The organism is Sphaerothrix gracilis Ecp01, assembly GCF_030405905.1.
GTDB lineage: Bacteria > Cyanobacteriota > Cyanobacteriia > Phormidesmidales > Phormidesmidaceae > Sphaerothrix > Sphaerothrix gracilis.
The window spans coordinates 18,957-43,019 of record NZ_JASATW010000012.1 but is presented as its reverse complement, the minus strand read 5'-3'; the positions used below and the strand labels follow the sequence as shown (position 1 = coordinate 43,019).

Annotated in this window: 15 protein-coding genes and 1 pseudogene; 11 read left to right on the top strand and 5 right to left on the bottom strand. The window is 52.8% G+C overall.

Features of this window, described 5'->3' with window-relative positions:
* Positions 1-19: 19 nt before the first annotated feature.
* The 7 genes and pseudogenes from QJQ48_RS14860 (at position 20) to QJQ48_RS14830 (ending at position 15,784) form a co-directional block, all read left to right on the top strand.
* Positions 20-1,567, top strand: coding sequence for a hypothetical protein (locus QJQ48_RS14860; RefSeq protein ID WP_346292026.1), 1,548 nt, complete (start codon positions 20-22; stop codon positions 1,565-1,567).
* Positions 1,568-5,329, top strand: a complete 3,762-nt coding sequence (locus QJQ48_RS14855) for a TonB-dependent receptor (RefSeq protein WP_346292025.1) — start codon at positions 1,568-1,570, stop codon at positions 5,327-5,329. It begins immediately after the preceding gene.
* A 36-nt stretch (positions 5,330-5,365) separates the two neighbouring features.
* Positions 5,366-7,003, top strand: coding sequence for a right-handed parallel beta-helix repeat-containing protein (locus QJQ48_RS14850; RefSeq protein ID WP_346292024.1), 1,638 nt, complete (start codon positions 5,366-5,368; stop codon positions 7,001-7,003).
* 76 nt (positions 7,004-7,079) lie between these two features.
* On the top strand, positions 7,080-10,424 hold the full coding sequence (locus QJQ48_RS14845; protein ID WP_346292023.1) for a DUF6923 family protein: 3,345 nt from the start codon (positions 7,080-7,082) through the stop codon (positions 10,422-10,424).
* A 16-nt stretch (positions 10,425-10,440) separates the two neighbouring features.
* Positions 10,441-10,677: a hypothetical protein gene (locus QJQ48_RS14840; protein WP_346292022.1), complete on the top strand. Its 237-nt coding sequence runs from the start codon at positions 10,441-10,443 to the stop codon at positions 10,675-10,677.
* 11 nt (positions 10,678-10,688) lie between these two features.
* Positions 10,689-10,925, top strand: a pseudogene (locus tag QJQ48_RS14835) (hypothetical protein); the annotation flags it as partial.
* 266 nt (positions 10,926-11,191) lie between these two features.
* Complete coding sequence (locus QJQ48_RS14830) at positions 11,192-15,784, top strand: GEVED domain-containing protein (RefSeq protein ID WP_346292021.1); 4,593 nt, start codon at positions 11,192-11,194, stop codon at positions 15,782-15,784.
* A gap of 36 nt (positions 15,785-15,820) precedes the next feature.
* Here QJQ48_RS14830 and QJQ48_RS14825 read toward each other — a convergent pair whose 3' ends face one another.
* The 3 genes from QJQ48_RS14825 to QJQ48_RS14815 form a co-directional block, all read right to left on the bottom strand.
* A complete protein-coding gene (locus QJQ48_RS14825) occupies positions 15,821-16,366 on the bottom strand; it encodes a response regulator (RefSeq protein ID WP_346292020.1) in 546 nt (181 codons plus the stop codon).
* A gap of 149 nt (positions 16,367-16,515) precedes the next feature.
* Entirely contained in the window at positions 16,516-17,292 is a 777-nt protein-coding gene (locus QJQ48_RS14820; RefSeq protein WP_346292019.1) for a hypothetical protein, read from the bottom strand.
* Positions 17,282-17,962, bottom strand: a complete 681-nt coding sequence (locus QJQ48_RS14815; RefSeq protein ID WP_346292018.1) for an actin-binding WH2 domain-containing protein — start codon at positions 17,960-17,962, stop codon at positions 17,282-17,284. Before QJQ48_RS14815 ends, QJQ48_RS14820 begins: the two co-directional genes overlap by 11 nt.
* Before the next feature lie 209 nt (positions 17,963-18,171).
* Between QJQ48_RS14815 and QJQ48_RS14810 the strand changes: the two genes are divergently transcribed.
* Both QJQ48_RS14810 and QJQ48_RS14805 read left to right on the top strand, forming a co-directional pair.
* Entirely contained in the window at positions 18,172-18,717 is a 546-nt protein-coding gene (locus tag QJQ48_RS14810) for a TRAP transporter small permease subunit (protein WP_346292017.1), read from the top strand.
* Positions 18,714-20,033, top strand: coding sequence for a TRAP transporter large permease (locus QJQ48_RS14805; RefSeq protein ID WP_346292016.1), 1,320 nt, complete (start codon positions 18,714-18,716; stop codon positions 20,031-20,033). Before QJQ48_RS14810 ends, QJQ48_RS14805 begins: the two co-directional genes overlap by 4 nt.
* Here the strand turns inward: QJQ48_RS14805 and hemW are convergent.
* On the bottom strand, positions 20,030-21,238 hold the full coding sequence (hemW, locus tag QJQ48_RS14800) for a radical SAM family heme chaperone HemW (RefSeq protein WP_346292015.1): 1,209 nt from the start codon (positions 21,236-21,238) through the stop codon (positions 20,030-20,032). The genes QJQ48_RS14805 and hemW overlap by 4 nt on opposite strands.
* Before the next feature lie 300 nt (positions 21,239-21,538).
* Between hemW and QJQ48_RS14795 the strand changes: the two genes are divergently transcribed.
* Positions 21,539-22,621 (top strand): PIN/TRAM domain-containing protein, encoded by a 1,083-nt coding sequence (locus QJQ48_RS14795; RefSeq protein WP_346292014.1) that lies wholly within the window; start codon positions 21,539-21,541, stop codon positions 22,619-22,621.
* Positions 22,622-22,980: 359 nt separating this feature from the next.
* Here QJQ48_RS14795 and QJQ48_RS14790 read toward each other — a convergent pair whose 3' ends face one another.
* Positions 22,981-23,295 carry a hypothetical protein gene (locus QJQ48_RS14790; protein ID WP_346292013.1) on the bottom strand — a complete coding sequence of 105 codons (315 nt, stop codon included), beginning with the start codon at positions 23,293-23,295 and terminating at the stop codon, positions 22,981-22,983.
* Between the two features lie 157 nt (positions 23,296-23,452).
* Here QJQ48_RS14790 and QJQ48_RS14785 point away from each other — a divergent pair, with 157 nt between their 5' ends.
* On the top strand, positions 23,453-24,037 hold the full coding sequence (locus QJQ48_RS14785) for a pseudouridine synthase (RefSeq protein ID WP_346292012.1): 585 nt from the start codon (positions 23,453-23,455) through the stop codon (positions 24,035-24,037).
* Positions 24,038-24,063 lie beyond the last annotated feature (26 nt).

The following is a 24,063-nucleotide window of genomic DNA, read 5'->3' as shown; positions in this document are numbered from 1 at the left end:
CGGAGAACCCAAACTATCTATGAAACGCCCCAAATACGACTCCAAGCGACATAAATTTTTTTGGCTGAAAGGCTTAGCGGCTATGGTCACGATCGGCAGCTTATGCCACGGATCTACTGCGGGTTTAGCCCAGAACAGTTCAGCTCCTAAACCGATTCAAAACCAAGCTGCCTACAGCTACCGCGATCCAGCCAGCGGACATGCATTCACGGGCGTCTCCGGCGGAACGGTTTCTAGCTCTACGGCTTTAGTAGACCCGCTTGGTCAAATTTTGGGATGTGATGGCAGTCCTTTATCCAACTATGGCGGCTTCTCCGTAGCTCTCTACGAACCTGATGTTTCAGGAATTGAACTGGGCAACTTGCTCGCTCTCACCCCGACAGAGTTTCCCGATATAGAAAACAACGGTATTTCAGGGGGAAAAGCGCCCAACGTCGATAACATCAATCCATTTCCTTTAACAAACATCGATGCAGGGCAATACAACTTTCTCTTTGATCCCACCGCTAATCTAGCCAGTCCCGTCAATGCTGGCCTCCAGCAAACCAGCATTGGGGCGCAATACATTCTTGTGGTTAGCCCCTCTGATAGTTCTGAACTGCCAGAGCGGCGCGTACTGCTGGAGATTCTCAGCAGCACGGGTGGCGTCAACAACAGCATTGTTCGCTATCGGGCCACCGCTTTAGACGGTCAGCCGCTATCGGTAACCGGCGGTATTCAGGTTACCGACACCGTTGTGGAAGTCCTCAACGCTGAGACTCAGGGCCTAAACCTCTTCTCTCTGGCCCTGGAGATGATGCTGTGCAAAAACAATCAGCTTGAAATTACCAAAACAGCCGATCGAGCTGCGGCTCAGCCAGGCGATACGGCGGTTTATCGCCTTTCCCTGCGCAACCTGTCAGAAGTCCCGCTAGATGCGGTTAGCGCTTCTGACCAACTGCCCTTTGGCTTTCAGTTCTTATCTGAATCAGTACGCGGTGAGATCAACGGCCAAATTGTACCGATTGACGCTGTTCCTAGTGCTGATGGTCGCACCGTCATCTTCTCAACGCCGACGCAAATTCCCGTCAATAGCGTTCTCAATATTGTCTACGCCTTACAAATAACGCCGGATGCCCGGCGCGGTGATGGCCGCAACTCAGCGATCGCCGCTGCAGAGCGTACAGACAACGACTTCGAGCTGCAAGATGGCCCCGTCAGCCATCTCATGCGCCTAGAAGCTGGCATTCTTTCAGACTGCGGCACCCTGATTGGCCGCGTATTTGTGGACAAAAACTTCGATGGTGAGCAGCAGCCAGGAGAACCTGGCGTTCCCAATGCCGTGGTTTTTCTTGACGATGGCAACCGCATTGTCACCGATGCAGACGGCCTGTTCTCCGTTGCCAACATGCTGCCAGGGCGGCGCTCCGGCACCCTCGATATCACCAGCCTGCCTGGCTACACCCTCGCGCCCAACCTGTATGTCAGGGAGCGCAATAGCGAGTCACGCCTAGTCAATCTAGCTCCGGGCGGCATGGTGCGAATGAATTTTGCGGTTACACCCGCTGCTCAACAGGAGGCTCAATAAATGTCACGCCTGCAACACACACACACACGGCTAGGGGCTGGCCTGATGGCGACGGTGACAGGCGGGGTCGGCATGTTTACCTCACTTCAGCCTGCTTTCGCTGATGCCCCCAACGAACTGCCGCAGCCGCAGTCCCAGCAGAACAATCAGCAGCCTGTTCCCACCACAACGGAAGTCGCTTCACCCGGCAGCAGCATTTCTACAGCCCTCGGCGGCGAAGCAGGAATTCAGTTTAGCGGTGCTCGGCTCGGCCAGCCGCAGGTAAGTGCTAATACAACTGTTGCTCCTAGACCGCAGACGGCGATCGCGGTTGAAGCGGCTCCCACGACTGTCCAATTTGCCAATGAATCCCCCGTTTTAGCCCAGAGCAGTGCAACAGATTTAGCTCAGCCTGCCACGGCTGAAACCTCTGAGCCAGCCGAGTCGTCTTCTGCGGTCGAGTCTATTCCCACGTCGATGGTGAATGCAGAGCAGGTCCAGATCCTGACGCCAACGGTCGGCAGCGTTTTGGATGTGCCCGCAGCAACCGTAATTTTGCAGTATCCCAGCGGCGCGGCGGTGCAGCTACGGGTGAATGATGCGGTGGTAAACCCAGAACTGATTGGCCGAACCGAAACTAATGCTGAGTCAGGGCTAGTGACTGAAACCTGGTATGGGGTTTCCCTCAAGGCGGGTGATAACCAGATTACGGTCAATGCCCAGGGCGACGAAACTGCTTTAGCTGCCGTTGCGGTGCAGGTACGGGGCACTCCAACTGAGCTGACTGTAGGTACCCGTGAGGGGGAAGTAGCGGCTGATGGACGTTCAACGGTCACAATACAAGGTGAACTGCTCGATGAAAACGGCAACCGCTCCAGCTGGGATGCGACGGTCACCCTAACGACCAGTGATGGTGAATTTGTCGGGGCTGATTATGCTCCTGATACGCCCGGTTTTCAGGTACAGGCGCAAAATGGCTACTTCACAGCAGAACTCCAGTCTTCCTTAGAAGCGCATTTGGTACAGCTACGAGCGACCAGCAATGGTCTGACCGCGTTTGGCCAGGTGCAGTTTGTGACCCAGCAGCGTCCAACTCTGATCAGCGGTGTGGTAGACCTCCGCTTTGGCGCTCGCGGCACTGATTTCTACAGCAGCTACCGCGACTTTTTGCCCGCAGACGGAGACAACCGCTATGCGCTAGATGTAGATGCAGCCGTGTTTGCCACAGGCAGCGTGGGAGAGTGGCTATTTACCGGCGCTTACAACAGCGATCGCCCCCTGAACGAAGACTGCGCAGGCAATGTTTCCCTTTTCCGCCAGGATAGCTCCTGTGATAACAAGTACCCGGTCTATGGCGATGACTCTCAGCGCGATGTCGTAGCGCCCTCTATCGATAATCTCTACCTGCGGCTGGAGCGAACATCTCCGGTTCCAGGAGCAGGCACTGACTATGTGATGTGGGGCGACTTCAATACGGAAGAGTTTTCCACCGCTTCTCAGCTTTTCACGGCTACTAATCGCCAGCTTCACGGCTTCAAACTGAATTACAACTTAGGCGATTTAGCGGTTACTGGCTTCTACGGCAACAATGTTGAAGGCTTTCAGCGAGACACTGTCGCCCCAGACGGCACCAGCGGCAACTACTTTTTATCTCGCCGCCTGATTGTGCCGGGCAGCGAAAGCGTCTTTATCGAGCTAGAAGAACTCGATCGCCCTGGTACTGTGATCGAGCGGCAGCAGGTCTTTCGCGGCAGTGATTACGAAATTGACTACGATCGCGGCACCATCCTTTTCCGCGATGCGATTCTACGCACCGCTGTTGGTGACTTCGGCCAGGTGCTTGTGCGCCGCATTGTGGCGACCTATCAGTATGAAAGCCAGGGCGAAGATACAAACATCATCGGTGGGCGGCTGCAGTACAACCTCGATCGCACCCTTAATCAGGAAAGCTGGCTGGGAGCGAGCTATCTGCGGGAAGACCAAGGCAACCGCGAGTTCGAGCTGATTGGCGCAGATGCCCAGATCTCCCTGGGGGAAACCGGGCGGCTAATTGCTGAATACGCCTACTCTTCCAGTGACTTTGACCTATCTAGCCCGGTCAGCGGGTCTGCCTACCGAGTTGAGCTAGACGGACAGCTCACCGACTGGCTACAGGGCCGCGCCTACTACCGTCACACTGATCCAGGTTTTAGCAATCAGGCCACTACCAGCTTTACGCCCGGTCAAACCCGCTACGGCGCCCAGCTCAATGCCCGCATTTCGGCGGACACCTCGCTGCGGGTGCAGTTTGATCAGGAAAATAACGAAGGTATTGCGCCGCGCCCGCTGCTGACGCTGACAGATTTGCTCAGCCCCGGCAGCTCGCCTCTACCCGGTAGCCGGGTTGATAACTCGCTCACCACCTACTCGGTAGGTCTATCCCAGCGGCTAGGCGATAGCACCTTTGACCTGGACTGGATTCACCGCGATCGCACAGACCGAGCCGCGATCGATCGCCTCACCGCTACTTCTGACCAAATCAGAACCCGCCTTTCCACCAATATTGGCAACAATGCCACCGTCTATGCCCAAAACGAGCTGAATCTTTCCTCTGACACCGATCCGCTCTACCCCAATCGCACCCTGTTTGGCATGAACTGGCAGCTGATGCCAGGAATCTCCCTGGGGGTAAATCAGGTCTTTTTTGGCGATGGTGGCCTCAACTACCGCGACTCAATTACCACCGTTGACCTCTCTGGTGAATATGCTCTAGGGGAAGACACCACAATTCACGGTCGCTTCTCGGTGATTGAGGGCCAGCAAATTGGCGGTGCCATCGGCTTTGATCAGGGCTTCACCCTTGCGCCAGGGCTGCGTTTAGACTTGGGCTATGAGCACGTCTTTAATAATCTCTATGGCTCCACCGCTGCCGGAGCTACCTTTGCTCAGCCTTTTGCGGTTGGTTCAGGCGCTTCTGCCCTACAGCTCACCAGCGGCGACAGCTTCAGCATCGGCCTCGCCTACACCGACAATCCCGACTATCAGGCGAATGCTCGCTTGGAGCACCGCACCTCTTCCCAAGGCTCCAATACGGTATTTACCGCTTCAGCTCTGGGCCGCCTCACGCCCGCCGTCACCGCTCTGTTCAACTATGAATGGGCCAGCGCCGCCAACCAGGGACTAGAGGGACTCGATGGCTCTAGCACCCTCAAGCTAGGACTGGCCTACCGCGACCCCAACGACGATCGCTTCAATGCCCTGCTGCGCTACGAACACCGGATCAATCCCTCCAGCCTGCCCACTAACGTCCTGTTTGGCTCTGACATCAATTCTGAGGAACATCTGCTCTCTGCCGAGGCCATTTATGCCCCCAACTGGCAGTGGGAACTGTATGGCAAATATGCTTTCCGTAGCAGCTCCACCAGCATTGGTGGCGCGGTGGGCGATGTGATTGTCGATGAATTTAGCTCGACCAACACGGTGCATCTGGCCCAAATGCGCGCTACCTACCGTTTCGGCTATGCCTGGGATCTAACCGGAGAAGCCCGCTGGCTGACCACGGGCAGCTATAGCGAATTTGGCGGGGCTTTAGAGCTAGGCCATTACGTCACGCCCGATCTGCGGCTCTACGGCGGCTACAGTTTTGGCGGTGCCTATGACCGTGACTTTTCCGGCAGCGATCGCTCAGCCAGCGGCCCTTACATCGGCATCACCGCCAAGCTCAACAACCTGTTTGACGGTTTTGGTTCCCGACCCGATGTTCAGCCGGTTGTAGAGACTGAAGCGAGTGACGAAGAGATTTAGGGCGCACTGGCCCCCATCCCTTAAAGGAGTGAGATCATGAAATCCCTACAGCCCCAATTGCTAAAAGCCCTATTTTTCGCCGGATTAGCCACTAGCCTCTCGACACCGCTGGCGATCGCCGCTGAGCCTAGCGCCGCTGAACCACCTGTCCTGCGCGTCACCGTTAACAGTGCTGCCGATGGCCCGATTGCAGCCGATGGGGAGATGACGCTGCGGGAGGCGATCGCCCTGAGTAATGGCACCCTAGCCCTAGACCAGCTCACCGCTACAGAGCAGGCCCAAGTGGCTAGGCTAGCTGCCAGCGATCGCCCCGTAATTGCCTTCAATCTGACGGCTGCTCAAACAATTGAGCTGGCCGCACTGCTACCGGAAATTGCTCGACCGGGTTTGCTAATTGACGGCACTACCCAACCAGGCTACGAAACTGAGACATCTGAGGCGATCGCCCCTGCACCTGTCGTGGCAATTACGGCGGCTGCAGACGCAGGCGTGTTTCGCGGATTGACGGTCGTGGCCGACAACGTCACAATTCGCGGCCTGAGCCTCTACGGGTTTACGACCCAGAATTGGGGCAACGAGGCAGTTTTGCCCGCCGATATTCTGATTACTCATCGGCTACCGCCGCCGAATATTCAGGAGCATCAGCCACCCAACGATGCGGCACCTTTCTATGACGAGAACCTCCCGCCGCGCGGCGTTGTGGTTGAGCAAAACTGGCTGGGGCTGCCGCCTACTGGAGAACGGCCTGAAACCGCTTCAGCCTTTGGCGTATATGTATTTCACGGTGTAGAAACGAGGGTGCGGCAAAACTGGATTGGGGGGCATAGCGGCAGCGGCGTGATCACCTCGGTGCGGGCGAGCGGGCTGGAGATTACTGAAAATCGATTCACGGATAACGGTTCTTTGGGAATGCCGGATGCGATTCGGCTAGAGGGTGAGGTCGCAGGGACGCAGATTCGCCAAAACGAAATTGAACGCAGCTACGGCAGCGGCATTTTTCTGTTTAAAACTAGCGGCGCGGTGACAATCGCGGCGAATCAGCTCATAGGCAACGGCCAGGGTCTAGAACAAGCTGCCGTTTACCTGATGGGTAATGAGCATCAGGTGATTGACAACCTGGTGCGTGAGCAAAACGGGCCGGGGGTCGTCGTTGCCGCTTATCCAGAGAGCGATCGCAACCAGATTCTCAATAACCGCTTTGAGGCAATCAATGGCCTCAGCATTGACCTGACCGCTCGCCGCCAAGCGGGAGAAACCCACTTTCAGCGCGGCGATGGCCCCAATCCGCCCCGAAATTCGCGTAACCGCCGCTTAGATACGGCCAATGACGCGATTGACGCACCGCGTTTTTTGAGCCGCGAATTTTTTCTAATGAACGGGCAGGTAGCGATCGCGGGACAAGCGGATCCCAAGGCCCAAATCACGCTGTACCGGGTGCTGGAAACAAGTAGTCAGTACGGACCGCTGAATCAGCCATTAGCTGAAGTGCAGGCTGATGAAGCTGGGCACTTTGAGGTGGTGCTAACCAGTTTGCAGTCGGGAGATACCGTGAGTGCGATCGCCAGTCATCCCGAATACGGTACCTCTGAACCTGCCAGAAATACCAAAATTCTGACGCTTAGCGATACTTCTGCTGCTGCGTCAATAAGTCCAACAAATTCTCCAATACATTAGGCTTCGTTTAAAAGTATGACTCAGGGTTTTATTCTTACCACCTATTTAACTCAGTTTTTCTTCGAGAAGAATCGTGATGACGCTATTACCTAAAAAATCCCTAAAAGCTTTGCTATTAAACCGAGGTAAGCAACTTAATAGCTTTTTAGCCTGTTCAGCTCTGACATCGCTGACAACTTTAGGTTTAGGACTTTGGCAGAGTCCGGCCCAAGCTGAAGGTTCCTACCAAATGGGGCTAAACCAGTGGCTGTTTGAATACGATGCTGCAAATAGCTTCATCACGGCCCCCTCTGAGCGACCTATTTATGTCAATATTCTCAACTCAGGTGAGGTCATTAACGTTTCGCTATGCGGTAATGACGATAGCGAAGCTCTGCGAATTCAAGTTTATGATCCGTCCGGAAATCAGGTATTAAATAGCTCCTTAAGCTCCTCTAACGTATCTTGCAGCGACAATTTTGAAAATCCTTTAACTAATCCCGTTCGTTATGATACGACTGCAACAGGAACAGGTGTTTATGAGGTACGGCTATACAACGAAAGCCGAGATAACACGGGTTCAAACAATGTCTTCAAGCGCTACGACATTACCGTTACTCCTGACAGCAGCACCAATCCCGACCCGACTGAAGCCCAGGGGCGGGTTTGGGCCACGAGTTGGGCGTTTAATGGTGGCAGCACGTTTGATCCCTCTGGGGCAACAGATGCGGATCTATTTATCAGAGTGCCGGGTGGACGGAGCGGAACAGAATATGTCTGGATGCTAGATCTCAATCAGTTTGCTCCTCAGCGCTACGAAATTATTGCAAATGCCATTGGTGTTGATGCACCCAACTCAGGCTACAGCACCCCCGTAGCCGGTAATTCTATTACCCGCCAATATCCAATTTATTTGTCATATCCTGCCGGCCAAGTTTTGCCAGCAGATGTTCCACCAGGACTCAGTAACTTTCGCTTTGTCGATGATCAAGGGGTTGACTATTCTATTTCTCCAGGCGATACGGCAGGCGTTCAAGACAAAGGATTTTTTGAGTTCACAACTGATGTCGCTGGCAACTATGCCATCATAATAGACACGAACCGAGATGGCGTATATGGCACTGGCGATCGCTTATTGTTGGGGACCACTACGCCTGGCAGCAACTCCGTAGAGTGGGACGGAAAAGATGCGAATGGAGATGTTCTATCACCAGAAACCTATAACGCTCAGCTAGAGGTGCGTATTGGGGAGTATCACTTCGTAGCAGGTGATGCAGAAACCAGTGGTGGTGGCACCAACAACGGTTTAACTATCTTCAGAATGAATACGGCGACCACCTCCGCGCCGACACAGGTGTATTGGGATGATGTGACTCAGCTTCCCGGTGCAAACGGTTCCTCTAACTTGCCAGATGGAGCAGCTTCCAATACGGCAGCCGGACGTCATACTTGGGGTGACTTCACAGGCGGCGGATTTGGAGACAAAAAGTATATTGATACTTATACTTTCGCTGAATCTGCTAGAACAACAACAGTCGCTATTATTGCCGATAACGACGACCTAATTGATGGCGGCAACCGACCTCTAGGTTCCGCGTTTACCTGCGACTCGACTTTCTACATCACGATTGGCCCTGGGGGGCAAACCGATCAAAAACTCTACCGGGTTAATCGCTCTGGAGCAACCTATACCTTTGAGCAAATCGGCTCCGGCTCTACCGAGACCAACGGATATCCCAATAATTTTCAATACAATGCTCTCGCCTACAACCCGTTAGACAACTATCTTTATGCCTATGTTCAAAGCTCGCAGGCAACTGACGGCCCTTACAGCCAAGGCAACATTCTCAAAATTGGTACCGATGGTGTTTTGCACTCCCTAGGCAAACCTGTAGGCGGTACGCTCTCAGGTAGTTTTTATGCGGCGACGATTCTGTCAAATGGAACTTATGTAATCGGAGCCGGTAATAAATTTGCCACTATCGATTTGACCACATCTCCGCCCACAATTATCAATTCACAGCAAACAGTTTCGGGTCTCAGCTTTACGGACTTTGCGGTTGATCCGACTGACCCAGCCAGCCTGAGCGGTGAGTACATCTATGGCATTAACGAAAGCAATAATAGACTCGCCATTCTCAACGTAGCCAACTTTCCGCCCACCATAACCAGTACAGCACCTAATCCAACCGGATTTACCCATAATACTGGCTCGCAGTTTGTTGATTCTTTTGGTACGCTCTATTACCGCAGCAACGCTACCGATAGCCTTTATCAGGTTGAGAGCGATCCAAATAGTTCTGACTATGGCAAAGCGACCTTGGTGACGACTGCTCCTTCGGGTGGCAACCATGACGGGGCAAGCTGTCTTTTTAGCTCTGCTATCAATAAAGAAGTTCAAGACCTAGACGGTAATCCGATTACAGAGGCTCCGGCAGGCAGCTTAGTGCAGTATGTTTATACAATTGCGACAGGTAATGTCAGCAATCTAAATAGCGTCACCTTTGAAGACGATTTGAGAACAGTAACAGGGGGGAGTCCTGTTAATAGTCAATTCACTGGCAATTTCACCGTCTCAAATGGTTCAGGCTCGGCTGCCTTGAGCAACGACGATCAGACACTGCAAATTAATGGATTAACTGTGCCTGGGCAAACTCAGGCTTCGCCAGGCGGGGAAATCCTCACAATCACGGCTGAAGTTAGATTGAGCACAACGCTGACGCCAGGACAATATTTTAATCAGGCGTTTCTAACCAATCTGCCAGCGACCTATCCCGCAGCCATCGCCTCGGATTACCCTGCTTCTCCAGCTTTTGAAGACCCAACGCCTTTAACGGTTACGGCTCCAGTTGTCAGTGCTCCAAACGTTTTACTGGTCAAACGAATTACGGCTATCAATGGCGATCGCACCCAAAATCCCAATGACGGTACGCCGCTTAATCAGTTTATTGACGATACGGTTTCGGCGAATCAAGCTGATGACAATGAGGCGGGTTGGCCTAATAGCTACTTGCTAGGTGAATTCAATGCCGGACTGGTTAAACCCGGTGACGAAATTGAGTACACCATCTACTTCCTGAACGCAGGCGGCAATAACGCAGATGACGTTAGAATCTGCGATCGCATCCAGCCCAATCAAGCTTTCCAGCCAAATGCCTATGGCAGCGGCGCAGATATTCAGCTCCAGCTTGGTACCAGTGCTGTGCTAGATCTGACGGCGGCAAATGACGCGGGCGATCGGGCTGAGCTAATTGCTGCTAATGATACGGTTCCTGCTACCTGCTCTATCAGCGGCAGTAATACCGATGGCACTCTGGTCATTGACATCACGGGCGCGAATGGCACTGGTAATCCCAGCCTGACTACCTTACCCGCCTCTACCGGTGTTGGAACGCCCAACGATTCCTACGGCTTCTTCCGCTTTACCACGCGAGTCAATTAGTCAGTCCGCCGCTGCGTTGGAGAACAGTATTAGCCCTCAGGCTAGAATTAAGCTGAGCGGCGATCGCACACCATCACCGTCTTGGGGCTATTTTGCTCCTGCGCCCATACCGCAAGCCATGACTGCACAAACTTCATCTTCGACGCAATCGCCGCCAACTATTGAGTGGGAAAAGCTGCCTAACGACTTTGTCCTACCGGATAATCCTGAGTGCGTCAGCTATCTGAAGCAGAGTCTAAGCCTCAATACGTAGTGCAACCTACTAGCTCAGAAGGGCGCTACTGGATTCCAGGCTTAAGGCTGTGGCTGGGGATTTGGCAGGGCGAGCGGCTAGGAATAGTGGCTCACTGGCTGCGGTGGTGGGATGAAGCGGGCAACTTACTGCTGTGGAGTTCTGAAAAGGTAGAGCAGGAAGGTCAGCGGGCAGAACAAGAGCGGCAACGGGCAGATCAGCTAGCCGCAAAGCTGCGGGAATTAGGCATTGACCCCGACAAGACTTAAATTTCAGGCTTAAAACTTAGGCAAATCTACCAGTATTCGGTTCAAAGTTAGCGGGAATAATGCCAACAGCGTCAGGATTTGCGATCGCCTTAAATCCGGTCAAGCTTTTCAGCTAAACGACGTTGCTAGAGGCTACCAGAGTCGAAAAAAACTAACAGTTTCTGCGGCTTCGGTTTTATCACTCAGGTTAATCAATAGTTTTGAGCTTACGAGAAGTCATCTCCGTGAGCCGATTTTTTATGCAGTTTTTGCCTAGACAAACCCCCATGTCTCAGCCTTTCTCCTCCCAGTCGGCACCGCTAATGGCTTTACGTAGCTTGCTGCTCACTGGCCTGCTAGCTGGCAGTTCTCTTTGGCTAACTGCTCAGGCGGCCAGCCCACCCGCAGGCAGCATTATTGAGAATCAGGCCACGGGTAGCTTTGTCAATCCGCTCAACAGCAGCGAAATTCAAATCCAGTCCAACACCGTTAAAGTGACCGTGGCTGAGGTGGCAGGCGTTACGGTTACGGCGGGTGGCATGGCTGATGACGGACAGGCCAACCCCGGTGATACGGTTTATTTCAGCTTTGTCTTAACCAATGTGGGCAATGATGAGACCCTGTTTTTCCTGCCAGAGGCTCCGGCCTCAATCACCGGAGGAACGTTGGCGGGTGATATTCAAATCGTTCAGTATGATCCAGACGGAACAGGCACCTCTGTGGTTGATCTGTCGGCTGATAATATTACGGTGCCAAGTGGTGGTACTACGACAGACACGCTGCTAGGCAGCAATGCGGCAGTCAATAACGGCGTGATCCCAGCAGGGGCAGAGCTGACCATTCGAGTTCCCGTAACGCTAAATTCCAGCTTGAATGACGGCGATTTGGTGACGGTGGCAATGGGAGACACCCCGGCAGATACCAGCGGCAGTACCCAAAATCAGCCTGACAGTGATGATGGTACGAATGCTAATGAAGTTAGAACTGTAGATCCGACAGCAACGGGCACAGACGATCCGATCAACGGTGAGCGTGAAGCCAGTACGAGCCAGACAATAACGGCGATCGCATCTACTAACTCTGCAGACTATGGGGATGCTCCCGCTTCTTATCGCGACGCCAGCCACAATTTAGTGACGTCTCCTAGTCTCTACTTGGGCAGCGTTGCGCCCGATGGCGAGGCAGGCAGTCAGCTAACCAGCTCTCCTTCAGCGGGCGATGACGATGATGGCAATGATGATGAAGACGCCTTTGTCGCTTTGCCCAACGTACCTTTCGTAGACCCTAATCTCACGAGTCTTTCCATCGGCAGAAACTATAAGCTAACGGTTCCTGTCACAAACACCACGGGCGGCAGCGCAACCTTACATGCCTGGATTGACTTTGACCAAGATGGCAAGTTTGAGGCGGCAGAATATCAGTCTAGCGTCGTCAGCAATAATGCCACTAGCGTCGGCTTGGACTGGACTGTACCGCTGACAGCTATCCTGGGTGATACCCACGCTCGCTTTCGTATAACCAGCGATACTTTAACCGATAATACAGGTCTGCTTGATCCGCTCAACCTGGGCATTGATGAACGGGCCTTTGACAACGCCAGTGATGGCGAGGTAGAAGACTATCCTGTGGCGATCGCCGTGCCGCTCTATGACTACGGAGATGCACCTGATGCCAATAGCGGTACTCAACCCGGTGACTATCAAACAACTGAAAGCGACGGCGGCCCCAGCCATGTGGTTGTGGATACAATCGGTCTAAACCTGAGCTTGGGCAGCCACGTAGACGGTGATGATGGCAGTTTGCAAAACAGCAATGCCGATGCTGACGATCTCGACGGTACGAGCGTCGATGTGCTGAATACCTTAATTAGCAGCGGCAATACGGGGCTTGATGACGAAGATGGCGTTGATATCAGCAGTTTGCCTGCCCTGACCGCAACCCCAAGTCAGACATACACTGTCCCAGTAACAGTTCGCAACAACATTCCGCTGCTCAATGCCTATCTGGTTGGCTACATTGACTTCAACCAAGACGGTGATTTTGATGATGCGGGGGAAAGATCGGCCACGGTCACGGTTCCGCCGCTGCGATCGCTGTCTAATCCTGCCAGCGAGCTGAGAACTGTTAACGTCACGTTTACAACGCCAGCGGGCATCGTCCCAGGTGATACCTATGCCCGTTTTCGCCTCGGCAGTATTCAAGAAATTGTGGAATCAGCTACCGGGGCCACTGCCAGCACCAATACGGGAGAAGTCAATAACGGAGAAATTGAAGACTACAAAATTACAGTTGCTGCAGGCACCAATAGCGGCAACACAGAACCTGCCGATTATGGGGATGCGCCCAGTTCGTATGGCGATGCCAGTCACGATTTAGCCGGTGCTCCGGGGTTGTATTTGGGAATCACTGCGCCCGATGGTGAGGCCAATACTCAGCTCACTAGCGCTGCCTCAGCCGGAGACGATGACGACGGCAATGACGATGAAGATGCTTTCTTTGTTTTACCCAATGTGCCTCTGGTAGATCCGTCTCTGACGTCGATTTCATTGGGCCGAAACTATAGCCTCACTGTCCCAGTGACTAATACTACCGGCAGCGCCGCAACTCTCCACGCCTGGATAGACTTCAACCAGAACGGCAAATTTGAAGCAGATGAGCATCAGGCCGCTACGGTCAATCCCGGTCAGGACAGCGTCAATTTGACCTGGGATATGGACAGCATTATCAATTTTCTCAATCTTTTGAATCTGCCGCTCAGCACCTTTCTCGGCGATACCCACGCTCGCTTTCGTTTGACTAGCGACACTTTGACCGATAAGACAGGTGCCCTTGATGTACTCAACCTAGGGATTGATGAGCGGGCTTTGGGTAATGCCAGTGATGGAGAAGTTGAAGACTATCCCGTCTCTGTGGCTGTGCCGCTTTATGACTACGGTGACGCGCCTGATACGGGTACGGGTACGAGTACAGGCAATTACCGGACTACCGAAAGCGATGACGGCCCTACTCATATAGTCATCCAAGATCCTTTGGGACTCCTGCATCTGAGCTTGGGGACTCATATAGACGGTGATGATGGCAGCCTGCAAGATGTCAGTGCTAGCGCTGACGATGCGGAGACTACCGACGTTGACATACTCGGTACGCTGCTCAGCGGTGGCCCTACTGGCCTTGATGATGAAGATGGCGTCAGTAGCTTCCCCGCTTTGACGGCTACACCCGGTCAGACCTACACCGTATCGGTCACCGTTAGGAACAACGTGCCGCTGCTCAATGCTTATCTAGTGGGCTACATTGACTTCAACCAGGATGGTGATTTTGATGATCCTGGTGAGCGATCGGCTACCGTCACGGTTCCGTCCGATCTGATAACCCTGACCTCCAGCAGTCTCACTTTAGATACAACGGGCGCGCCCAGAACGTTCGACGTCACCTTTACGATTCCAGCCGACGTTGTCCCCGGTGATACCTATGCCCGTTTCCGTTTAGGCAGTATTCAAGAAATCGTGGAGTCGGCTACGGGCGTTACCGTCAGCACCAGCAATGGTGACGTGAATAATGGTGAAGTAGAAGACTACCCCATTGCGATCGCGGCTAACTACGAACTATCCCCCTCAGCCGGACAAATTATTATCAATGAAGTGCTTTACAACGAGACAGGCGTCAGCGCTGCTACCAACGATGAATTCATTGAACTCTACAACGCTTCTAATGCAACCGTTGACCTGAGTAACTGGCAGCTCATTGATGGCAACTCAGCCGCCAATGACACTGATGGGACTGGCTCTATTACTGGCAGTTCGGTTGATCCGGCCTACGTTTTTCCTGCAGGCACAACGCTAGCCGCGGGCGAGTATGCCATCGTCTGGATTGGCGATAATACCGCCGCTCATCAAGCGCCTGACGCCGCTTTTCAAACTTGGCTGGGTCAGCCTGCTAAGCTCAATAACACTGGCGATGACGTTTGGCTCTACGATGATCAAACACGCATTGTTGACTATATTGCCTATGGCTCAGGCAGCGCCGTCAATCAGCCGCCTCCGGCTGGGCTCAACCTGTGGGCAGATACTTATCAGGGAGATCTAGCTGGCGCAGCGGACGGACAATCCATCAGCCTTACGCCCAATGGACAAGACGGCAATACCAGCACCTGTTGGGAATTGACAACCAGCAGTGAGGCTAGTGGTCGCTGCTCAAGCTTTTTACCCACGCGAGACACAGACCCAGCTACCAGTCGCACCGCTAGCGTCGGCGTCAGCAACAATGGCACCCCGAATGTTGTTTTGGTTAAGCGCATTACCGCTATTAACGGCAGCGCTGTGACCCTCAGCGGCGATGCCCTAGACGACTATATTAACGACAGCAGCGATGTAAACGATGATGCTAGTAATCCCTGGCCGACTCCAGTCGAAAATTACCTGGTAGGGGGTATTGATGGCGGCTTAGTGGTGCCTGGTGATGAGATCGAGTACACCATTTATTTTCTATCGAATGGGGGAGCTGACGCTCAAAACGTGCTGCTCTGTGACTACGTGCCTGCCAATACCGCTTTTGTCGCCACTGCTTTTAATAGCAATCCGGCCCAGGATCCCGGTGGACTTTCAACTGGCGATCGCGGCATTGTCCTCAGCCAAGGAACTACGACGGCCTCCATCACTAACCTGTCTGATGGCGATCGCGGCTATTATTTTTCTCCCGGCATTGATCCAGCCGGAACTTTCCCCGGTCTAGACTGTGACGGTGATGGCAACAGCAGCAACACCAATTTGAACGGTGCGGTTGTGGTTGAACTGGGTACGCTGCCCTACGCTGAATCAGGTACTCCCGCGCCTGCGTCTAGCTCTTATGGTTTTGTTCGCTTTCGCGGTCGTGTCAAGTAGAGGCTCGGCCCTATAGCTGCAGCCGTCAGCGCGCCGCTAATTTTGTTTTTGAGAGGCGATTTTGAGGGGAAGAGAGGCTAATTTTGGTCCTGGGAAGGCCACAACTGCCTTGCCGTGAGAGTTAGCCCGCAGTTTTAGGAGCGCTGTGACCAAGGCGCTATGATTGAGCGGCGGTAGCTCTAACAGGTTTAAAACCTGGCCTGCGCGGGTCGCCGTGTAGCTAATCAGGTTACGAATAGGGAAACGGGGCATTAGATCGGCTGCCCCTTGGCAGATAGCCCACTGCCGTTCTGAAGCCAAAATCTCATGCTGAGAGCCGTTGACCAAGACAATTTTGAGCGCTGGGCAATGTTTTTGACACCAGCGGCAAATAGCATAGGGTTTTAGTGACTGCAGCCGAGTATCAATCAGAATTAAGTCGGGCAGGGCGGATTCATCTTGCTGAAGCTGCTGCAGGCTTTTGATCAGGCCAACATCGGCAGATTCCCAAATGACGGCAATATTTTGCGATCGCAGGACGGTTTGCCAGATTTTGCCTTGAAATCCGACCGGGTAGATCATTAAAACGAACTTCGAGGACATGGGCTATCGTGAAGGGGAAATAGGAGTGAATTGCGTAGCTTTTTCTTTTGCATGAATAAAAATGAGAAAGCTTCCCCGATGGCAGATGCAACCAGCTTGTTGTGCTGCTAAGAGCTAGCATAATCTGCTTGGCTCAGAGCGATCGCACTTTAGGCAGAAACCGAGTTTAATTTTTGAATTTCTTGATGAACAGTTGTGCCAATTTGCAAAGCCTCGTTGAGCAGATCGCCATATTCATTAGCGGCCTGATTCATCTGGAGAGCCTGCAAAGAAGCTAAGTTCTGTTCAATATTGGCAAATAGCTCCTGGCGACGGGCCATGAAGCGCTGATGCTTGCGGAGGATCCGCTCTGTCATCAGGGCACAAATTAGGCTGCTGCGCGTGAGCTGCAGAGCCTCCAAAACAGCACCCCGATTTTCTACCTTGGGCTGAGCGGGATTGGCCTGGCTCAGTTCGTCTAGAATGCTAACAGCCGTTAGGGTTTCGTGGTAGCGATCGATTTCATCTAGCAAACAGGCTAATCCCTTTAAATAGCGGCCCTGCCACCAGCGGTAAAAATTCCAGCCGCAGGCGATCGCCACGGCTACCCCCAAGGCCACAGGCACAAACCGAGCGGCGCTGCTGAGATCTTCCCCCAGTCCCTGATTGCGCGCCACAATCAGACTGAGCGGCAGGCAAAAAATGATGATGACGCCGAAGGTGAGAAGCTGATTTAGCAACAGCGAGAGGATATTAGACTGACGCAGCGCCGAGGGCCGATAAGCCTGCCCCATCGTAAACTCACCAATATCTAAGCCCGTGAGCGTATCTAGCTCCCGCTCAGTGATTTTCAGCGCTGAAAGATTGGGCTGCATTCGCGAAGTATTGAGAATGTGAATGGTTGTGAGATGACTGAATTTTTTAGCTACTGAGAAATTAAATGCCAAAGAGCTGAAAAATCATCCGAAAGACCTGACCGTAGAAGTTGCCGTCAATTTCAGGTCGAAAGAGCTGAAACGGTTCGTTAGGCGCTCCGAAAAAAGGTCTTAATGTCCATCCTAGCTGGCTTCCCACCAGGGCATAGAGGATCAGCCAGCCTTTTAGCAGGCGATTGCGCAACTGATCTTCAGCCGCTTGAACCCCCGCTAGACTACGCATACCGTCGTAGAACAGCTTGATCCCTACTATGCCTGTTAGGCCCATAATCGCCACGTTCAGCAATAGAAAGAAGGCGTAGTCCTGAATTGAAATTAAAAAGAAGAGTGAAACTGGGGCAAAGCTAAATAGAAGAACGCTGATCACAGAAACCGCTGTCAGCACCATAGCCATGTACTGGCGAAAGTTGAGCGCAGAGCCGAACAGAATGTCAAAGAAGTACAGCGTCGGCAAGCAAATAACTAAAGTAATTAGATATAACGCTGGCAGCTTAATGGCTGAAGACAGCATTTGCAGCCAGCTACTAGAGGCTCCAATAATTGCGCCATAAACGGCCAGAAATACAGCGCTAGAAATGAGTAAAGAGACAATTTTGCGCTCTAGCTTGATGTCTTGCCGAATTTCTTCTAAAACAGTGGCGCGATCGCGCAGCAGGCGAATCAAAACCGCAAAGTGATTCATTCCTTCCCCAGATAAAAGATTCCAGCAGACCCTACAGCTAGGCGATCGCTAATTACGGTGAAATCTAGAAAATTCCATCAAAGCTTTAAACAACAAGACTGACTTTGGCTCAAAAAGCTGTGCGTGGTGAACCTCGCCGTTTCGCCCAAAATGACACCTTGAGCAAGTAAGCTGAGTATCTGAATCGACAGAGCGTCATCGGAGGAGGCATGAGATTTCTGCTGAAAATTGCCGCATGGATTGATCAGCTGAGCGAATGGATCGGGCGATTGACGCTGCTGCTAACCCTGGTGATGGTTGTGATGGGAGCCTACAACGCCATCACTCGCTACCTGGGACGCTATATCGGCGTCAATCTTAGCTCCAATCTTTATATTGAAGTGCAATGGTATTTGTTTAGCCTCATTTTTTTGCTGGGGGCTGCCTATGTCCTCAAGCGGGGTGCCCACGTGCGTGTCGATATTTTTTATGGTCGGCTTTCCCGCAAAGGCAAAGCCTGGGTGGATTTGCTAGGAGGACTGCTGCTGCTGATTCCCATGAGCTTGCTGGTGCTGGGATACTCTCTGCCCTCTGTCATCAACTCCTGGCAGATTTGGGAGCAGTCTTCTGATCCAAGCGGTTTACCTCGCTATCCCATCAAAACAATGATTATTGTGGCTTTTCTGCTGCTAACGCTGCAGGGAATTGCCGAGGTAATTAAGCAGGCAGCTATTATCAGCGGCTATGAACCGAACCATCAGGAGGCCAATTCATGAGTGAGACTTTAGGCTTGCTGATGTTTTTGGGGGCACTAGTCCTCATTTTTACAGGCTATCCGGTTGCCTTTGCCCTGGGCGGAACCGGACTTCTGTTTGCCATATTGAGCGCCTTCCTGGGGCAGTTTGACTGGATTTTGTTTACGGCTTTGCCCCAGCGGATCTTCGGCATCATGGGCAACTATGTCCTGCTAGCTATTCCCTACTTTATTTTGATGGGGACTTTGCTCCAGCGATCGGGGTTAGCCGAGGATCTGCTTGAAACCTTTGGCCTGCTGTTTGGGCGGCTGCGGGGGGGGCTAGCGATTGGCGTTATCTTAGTTGGAACGCTGCTGGCGGCTGCTACCGGCGTAGTGGGGGCAACCGTGGTCGCAATGGGGATGATCTCCCTGCCGATTATGCTGCGTTACGGCTATAGTCCGGCCTTGGCGACAGGCGTGATTGCTGCCTCTGGCACATTGGGACAGGTGATTCCGCCCAGCGTGGTGCTGATTGTGCTGGGCGATCAGCTAGGGGTATCAGTGGGCGATTTGTTTTTAGGTTCGCTGGTGCCCGGACTGTCTCTGGCGACTATGTACCTGATTTATACGGCTGCGATCGCGACTTTTAGGCCCAAAGCTGCCCCGGCTCTGCCTGCGGAAATGCTGGATATTTCTAAGGCCGCCTTGGCAAGGCGGGTGTTTCTAGTCATGCTGCCACCGCTGTTTTTGATTCTGGTAGTGCTGGGCAGTATCTTTGCGGGGGTTGCCACGCCGACTGAGGCGGGCGCAATGGGCGTAGCCGGTGCCTTGGTTTTGGCGGCGCTGAACCGACGGCTGACGCTGCGGACGCTGATTAAAGCCCTAGAGTCTACCGTTGAGCTGACGACGATGGTGATTGTGCTGCTGCTAGGAGCCACCATTTTCAGCTTAGTGTTTCGCGGTTTGGGGGGCGATCGCCTGGTAGAAGATATCTTGCTCAACCTGCCTGGGGGCGTGGTCAGCTTCCTGATTTTTGTCAATGTGCTGGTGTTTGTCCTGGGATTTTTCCTAGATTACTTTGAGATTGTTTTTATCATCGTGCCGCTGATGGCCCCGATTGCGCTGAGCTACGGCTACAACCTGGTTTGGTTTGGGGTCATGCTGGGCGTCAATTTACAAACCTCTTTTCTGACGCCGCCCTTTGGCTTCTCCCTGTTTTACCTGCGCGGCGTTTCCCCACCGGAGGTCAAAACCACCGATATCTACAAAGGGGTTATTCCCTTTATCTTGATTCAGCTAATGGGGCTGCTGTTGCTAATTCGCTTCCCGCAGATTGTAACCTGGGTGCTGAGCTAGTCAAATTCGGCAAACAGGGCCGCAAGCACCACGTTGGAAAAAAGAAATCCTTCTGGATCGCTGAGGCGCAAACGAGAAGAGGCCGCTTCTGCCGTTATTTCAACCCAGCCCTGCTGCACGTAGGGCTGCAGCCGCTTTTGGATGCGCTCTACGATGTCTAAGCCAAACTGCTGCGCTAACGCGATCAGGTCGATGCCTGCAGCTAGCCGTAGTTCCACCATGAGCTGATCGAGCAGTTGCTCTGCAGGGGGAGTGGGCGGACAGTCTATCTGCCCTGTTTGCTGATAGGTGCTGACCCACTGATAGTACTGGCGCAGCTTGCGAGGACGGCTAAAGCGCTGTTTTTGCAGGTAGCTCGTCGCCCCCATGCCGAAGCCATAATAAGCCCGATTCTGCCAATAGACCTGATTGTGGCGGCACAGATAGCCCGGTTGAGCGTAGTTAGAAATTTCATAATGCTCAAAGCCAGCCTGGGTAAGGGTTCGCTGGGCAAGACGATACATTTCTGTGGTGCGCTCGTCAGTCGGCAGGGGAGCGGAGCCAGCCTGGTACCATTTGTCAAAAGCCGTCCCTGGCTCGATCGTTAGATCATAGACCGAAATATGCTGGGGCTGCAGGGCGATCGCCTGGGTTAGAGAATCCTGCCAGTGGCTCAGCGTCTGATGGGGCAGACCGGAAATTAGATCTAGGCTGTAGTTCTGAATGCCGCCCCGATGCAAAATGTCTACTGCCTGGCCAATGTCTGTAGCCGTGTGGGTGCGACCACAGGCCTGTAAGATTTCGGATTGAAACGCCTGCACTCCCAGGCTGACGCGGTTCACCCCAGCCGCCTGATAGCCTTGCATATGGGCTAAGTCAAAGGTTCCCGGATCCATTTCCATTGAGATTTCAGCATTGGGGGCTAAGCCAAAGCGCTGCTCTAGGTGCGCCAATAGCTGCTGAAGCTGGTCAACTGACAGCAGGGAGGGAGTTCCCCCACCGAAGAAAACCGTCTCCAGGGGTGGGCCGTAGGGACGCGTGGCGGCAATTTCCTGATGCAGGGCGGCTAGATACTGCTGCAGGGTGCCTGAAGTTTCACCGCGACGGCGATCGCCTAAAACTGAAATCGGAAAGTCGCAGTAATAGCAGCGCCGCCGACAGAAGGGAATATGAATGTAGGCAGCCGTGGCTAAGGATTGGCGAGGAGATGCGGTTGTAGTGGGCACGGTTATATTCACAGAACTTATGAAAGCGGCGGAGTGGAGACGCCAGCGCAAATAGACGCGATCGCCGAGTTAACGGCATGATTGGCTAGGTATAAATGCGGCGATCGTCAGCCGCCCGACTATAATGAGGCTATGCAATACAGAGTCTCCTTTGATGCAGCTATTGGGCCTCAACCTGTGATGTTTCAAGGACGGCTGTATACTTTGGGTTGACTCTGATCAGCGCAATATAGATGCTAATAAATAGAGAGCCAGTTTCTCAGCGCTCAGTTGAACTGTTAGCCCCCCGGTTTAATTCCTATGCTTGACGCCATTATTGTTTTTTCCTTTATCCTAGCAGGCGCAGGTATTGGCTTTTATGGCGTCGATTTGCTGCCAGCGAACGTACTGCAGCAGGTCACCAGCATAGAGGGCTTAAGCTCTGTCACCGGCGGTTTTGGTGCTCTGATTGGGGGGGCTGTCGGCTTGGTTTTTCAGACCAGCTACCGACGCATTGAGCGGCAGGTGCGAGAGATGCCCCCTGACATTTTGCTGAGCCGAGCGGTGGGCTTGGTCATTGGTCTGCTGATCGCTAACCTGATGCTGGCTCCTCTGTTTTTACTGCCTATTCCCAGCGAGTTTGGCTTCATCAAGCCTTTGACAGCGGTGCTGGGTAGCATTGTATTTGCTGTTTCCGGCATAAACTTAGCCGATACCCACGGGCGGACGCTCCTGCGTCTGATTAATCCCAGCAGCTTTGAATCAGTCTTGGTTGCTGAAGGTACTCTCAAGCCCTCCTCCACTAAGATCCTAGACACTAGCTGCATCATTGATGGTCGGATTGAGAATATCTTAGAAACAGGCTTCTTGGAAGGTCAAATCCTCATTCCCCAGTTTGTTCTGCAAGAACTGCAGCAGGTGGCGGATGCCTCCAACGAGCAGAAGCGGGTTAGAGGTCGCCGGGGACTCGATATCCTCAACCGCGTACGGGATGCCTATCCCAATCGCGTGCTGATTAACCAGGCCGACTATGACGACATTGCTACAGTCGATGCCAAGCTAGTCAAGCTGACTCAGGAACTCAACGCCACGCTGCTGACAAACGACTACAACCTTAATAAAGTCGCTAGCCTGCAGCAGGTGCCTGTCCTTAACATTAACGATCTAGCTCAGGCGATTCGACCGAGCTACCTGCCGGGTGACGATATTGATATCAAAATTCTAAAAGAAGGCAAGGAGCCAACCCAGGGCGTAGGCTATCTTAACGATGGCACTATGGTTGTGGTTGAGGAAGGCAAAGATTATATCGGCGATGAGCTTTCCGTGGTTGTCACTGGCGCTTTGCAAACTTCAGCCGGACGCATGATTTTTGCTCGTCCTAAAACTTCGGTGATGTCTTCTTAGGGCAGCAGGGCAAAAATATCTATCGCTCTGACCATGACGACGGTGCGGCCTACATTTAAGGTGATAAGAGATTGAACCGCCAGCGTGAGGTATGAGATATGCCGGAAGATAAGAACTATTCCTGGAAAGGCAGTTGGAATGCCGGAAAAGTGTTGCTAATTTTGGCTGTAATTAGTGGTGTATTACTATTTGCGGCTGGATTCAGCTAAGCCTGTTTGACTCAATCATCACAGCCACTTTTGGGGGTTACCTAAGGCCGACTGTGTCAGTCAGTTTTTGGATGGCAAGCAAACATAATTTGTCTTCTCTGCACCTGTTAGCTGGACTACAGGTGCAGAAGTTATAGCTAGGCGCAAAAATTAGCTGGCAGCTTGGGCCGGTCTTTGGTCAGTAGTTGGATTACCAAACCTAGCGGCTGCTTCTGACTGGGGATCAACGGCTGAAAACTCAATGTGATTGAGCAGCGTTGTCACAAAAGCAAACAGCAGGAAAGGCAGAGAAAGAACCAGAATCAAGCCGACGGTGGCTAGAGCATAGATGGGACGGCTAGCACCCATCAGCGCCAATGCGGCTGCTAGGCTGACAAACAAGACAATTAGCCAGACAATAATCTGCCCGTAAATGTCCCCGAAGGTCAGCGTGCAAACAAATCGATACTTCGGTGCGTTGTCCATGTGAATTCCCGCGACAATTCCTTATAGTTATATTTCAGGATAAAAGGCAGTTTCCTGACTGAACCGTTTCTAAACATTTTTGCAATACTTGAGCCGATAGATTGCGCAATGTTAAGCAACTGGCTGCTCATCAAGCTGAAATTAGTCCCGCTCCGTCATGGCTTATCGGTACTTACTATTCTATAAACCCTATGGGGTTTTGACGCAGTTTAGCGATCGCTCAGCCCAGCGCCAAACTCTAAAGGACTTTATTGACATACCAGAGGTCTATCCGGTAGGTCGTTTGGATCGCGATAGCGAAGGTTTGCTGTTGTTGACTAACCACGGCCTATTGCAGCATCGCCTGATCAATCCCCGCTATGCTCATCCGCGTACCTACTGGGTGCAGGTAGAGCGAGTTCCTGACGAAAGCGCGCTCAATCAGCTTCGCCAAGGAGTGACCGTACAGCAATATCGAACTAAGCCAGCTCAGGTAACGTGTCTGCCCTCTTCACCTGACCTGCCGCCGCGCAATCCGCCAGTGCGATTTCGGAAAACAGTGCCTACTGCCTGGTTAGAAATCATGCTGAGGGAAGGCCGCAATCGCCAGGTCAGGAGGATGACAGCCGCTGTTGGCTATCCAACACTAAGGCTGGTGCGAGTTGCGATCGCCCATTTGTGCTTAGGCTCCTTGGTTCCAGGTGAGTGGCGCGATCTGACTGCCCAGGAGCTGAACCAACTCAAACATTTGCTTGAGCTTTAATCGCGGTCTCTTATTCTTTTGCCTTG

What these genes read in the sequence shown, in the direction of transcription:
- QJQ48_RS14860 (WP_346292026.1), top strand. Translation starts at nt 20, where the DNA reads ATGAAACGCCCCAAATACGACTCCAAGCGACATAAATTTTTTTGGCTG.
- QJQ48_RS14855 (WP_346292025.1), top strand. Translation starts at nt 1,568, where the DNA reads ATGTCACGCCTGCAACACACACACACACGGCTAGGGGCTGGCCTGATG.
- QJQ48_RS14850 (WP_346292024.1), top strand. Translation starts at nt 5,366, where the DNA reads ATGAAATCCCTACAGCCCCAATTGCTAAAAGCCCTATTTTTCGCCGGA.
- QJQ48_RS14830 (WP_346292021.1), top strand. Translation starts at nt 11,192, where the DNA reads ATGTCTCAGCCTTTCTCCTCCCAGTCGGCACCGCTAATGGCTTTACGT.
- QJQ48_RS14785 (WP_346292012.1), top strand. Translation starts at nt 23,453, where the DNA reads ATGGCTTATCGGTACTTACTATTCTATAAACCCTATGGGGTTTTGACG.
- QJQ48_RS14805 (WP_346292016.1), top strand. Translation starts at nt 18,714, where the DNA reads ATGAGTGAGACTTTAGGCTTGCTGATGTTTTTGGGGGCACTAGTCCTC.
- QJQ48_RS14810 (WP_346292017.1), top strand. Translation starts at nt 18,172, where the DNA reads ATGAGATTTCTGCTGAAAATTGCCGCATGGATTGATCAGCTGAGCGAA.
- QJQ48_RS14825 (WP_346292020.1), bottom strand. Translation starts at nt 16,366, where the DNA reads ATGTCCTCGAAGTTCGTTTTAATGATCTACCCGGTCGGATTTCAAGGC.
- QJQ48_RS14845 (WP_346292023.1), top strand. Translation starts at nt 7,080, where the DNA reads ATGACGCTATTACCTAAAAAATCCCTAAAAGCTTTGCTATTAAACCGA.
- QJQ48_RS14795 (WP_346292014.1), top strand. Translation starts at nt 21,539, where the DNA reads ATGCTTGACGCCATTATTGTTTTTTCCTTTATCCTAGCAGGCGCAGGT.
- QJQ48_RS14815 (WP_346292018.1), bottom strand. Translation starts at nt 17,962, where the DNA reads ATGAATCACTTTGCGGTTTTGATTCGCCTGCTGCGCGATCGCGCCACT.
- QJQ48_RS14790 (WP_346292013.1), bottom strand. Translation starts at nt 23,295, where the DNA reads ATGGACAACGCACCGAAGTATCGATTTGTTTGCACGCTGACCTTCGGG.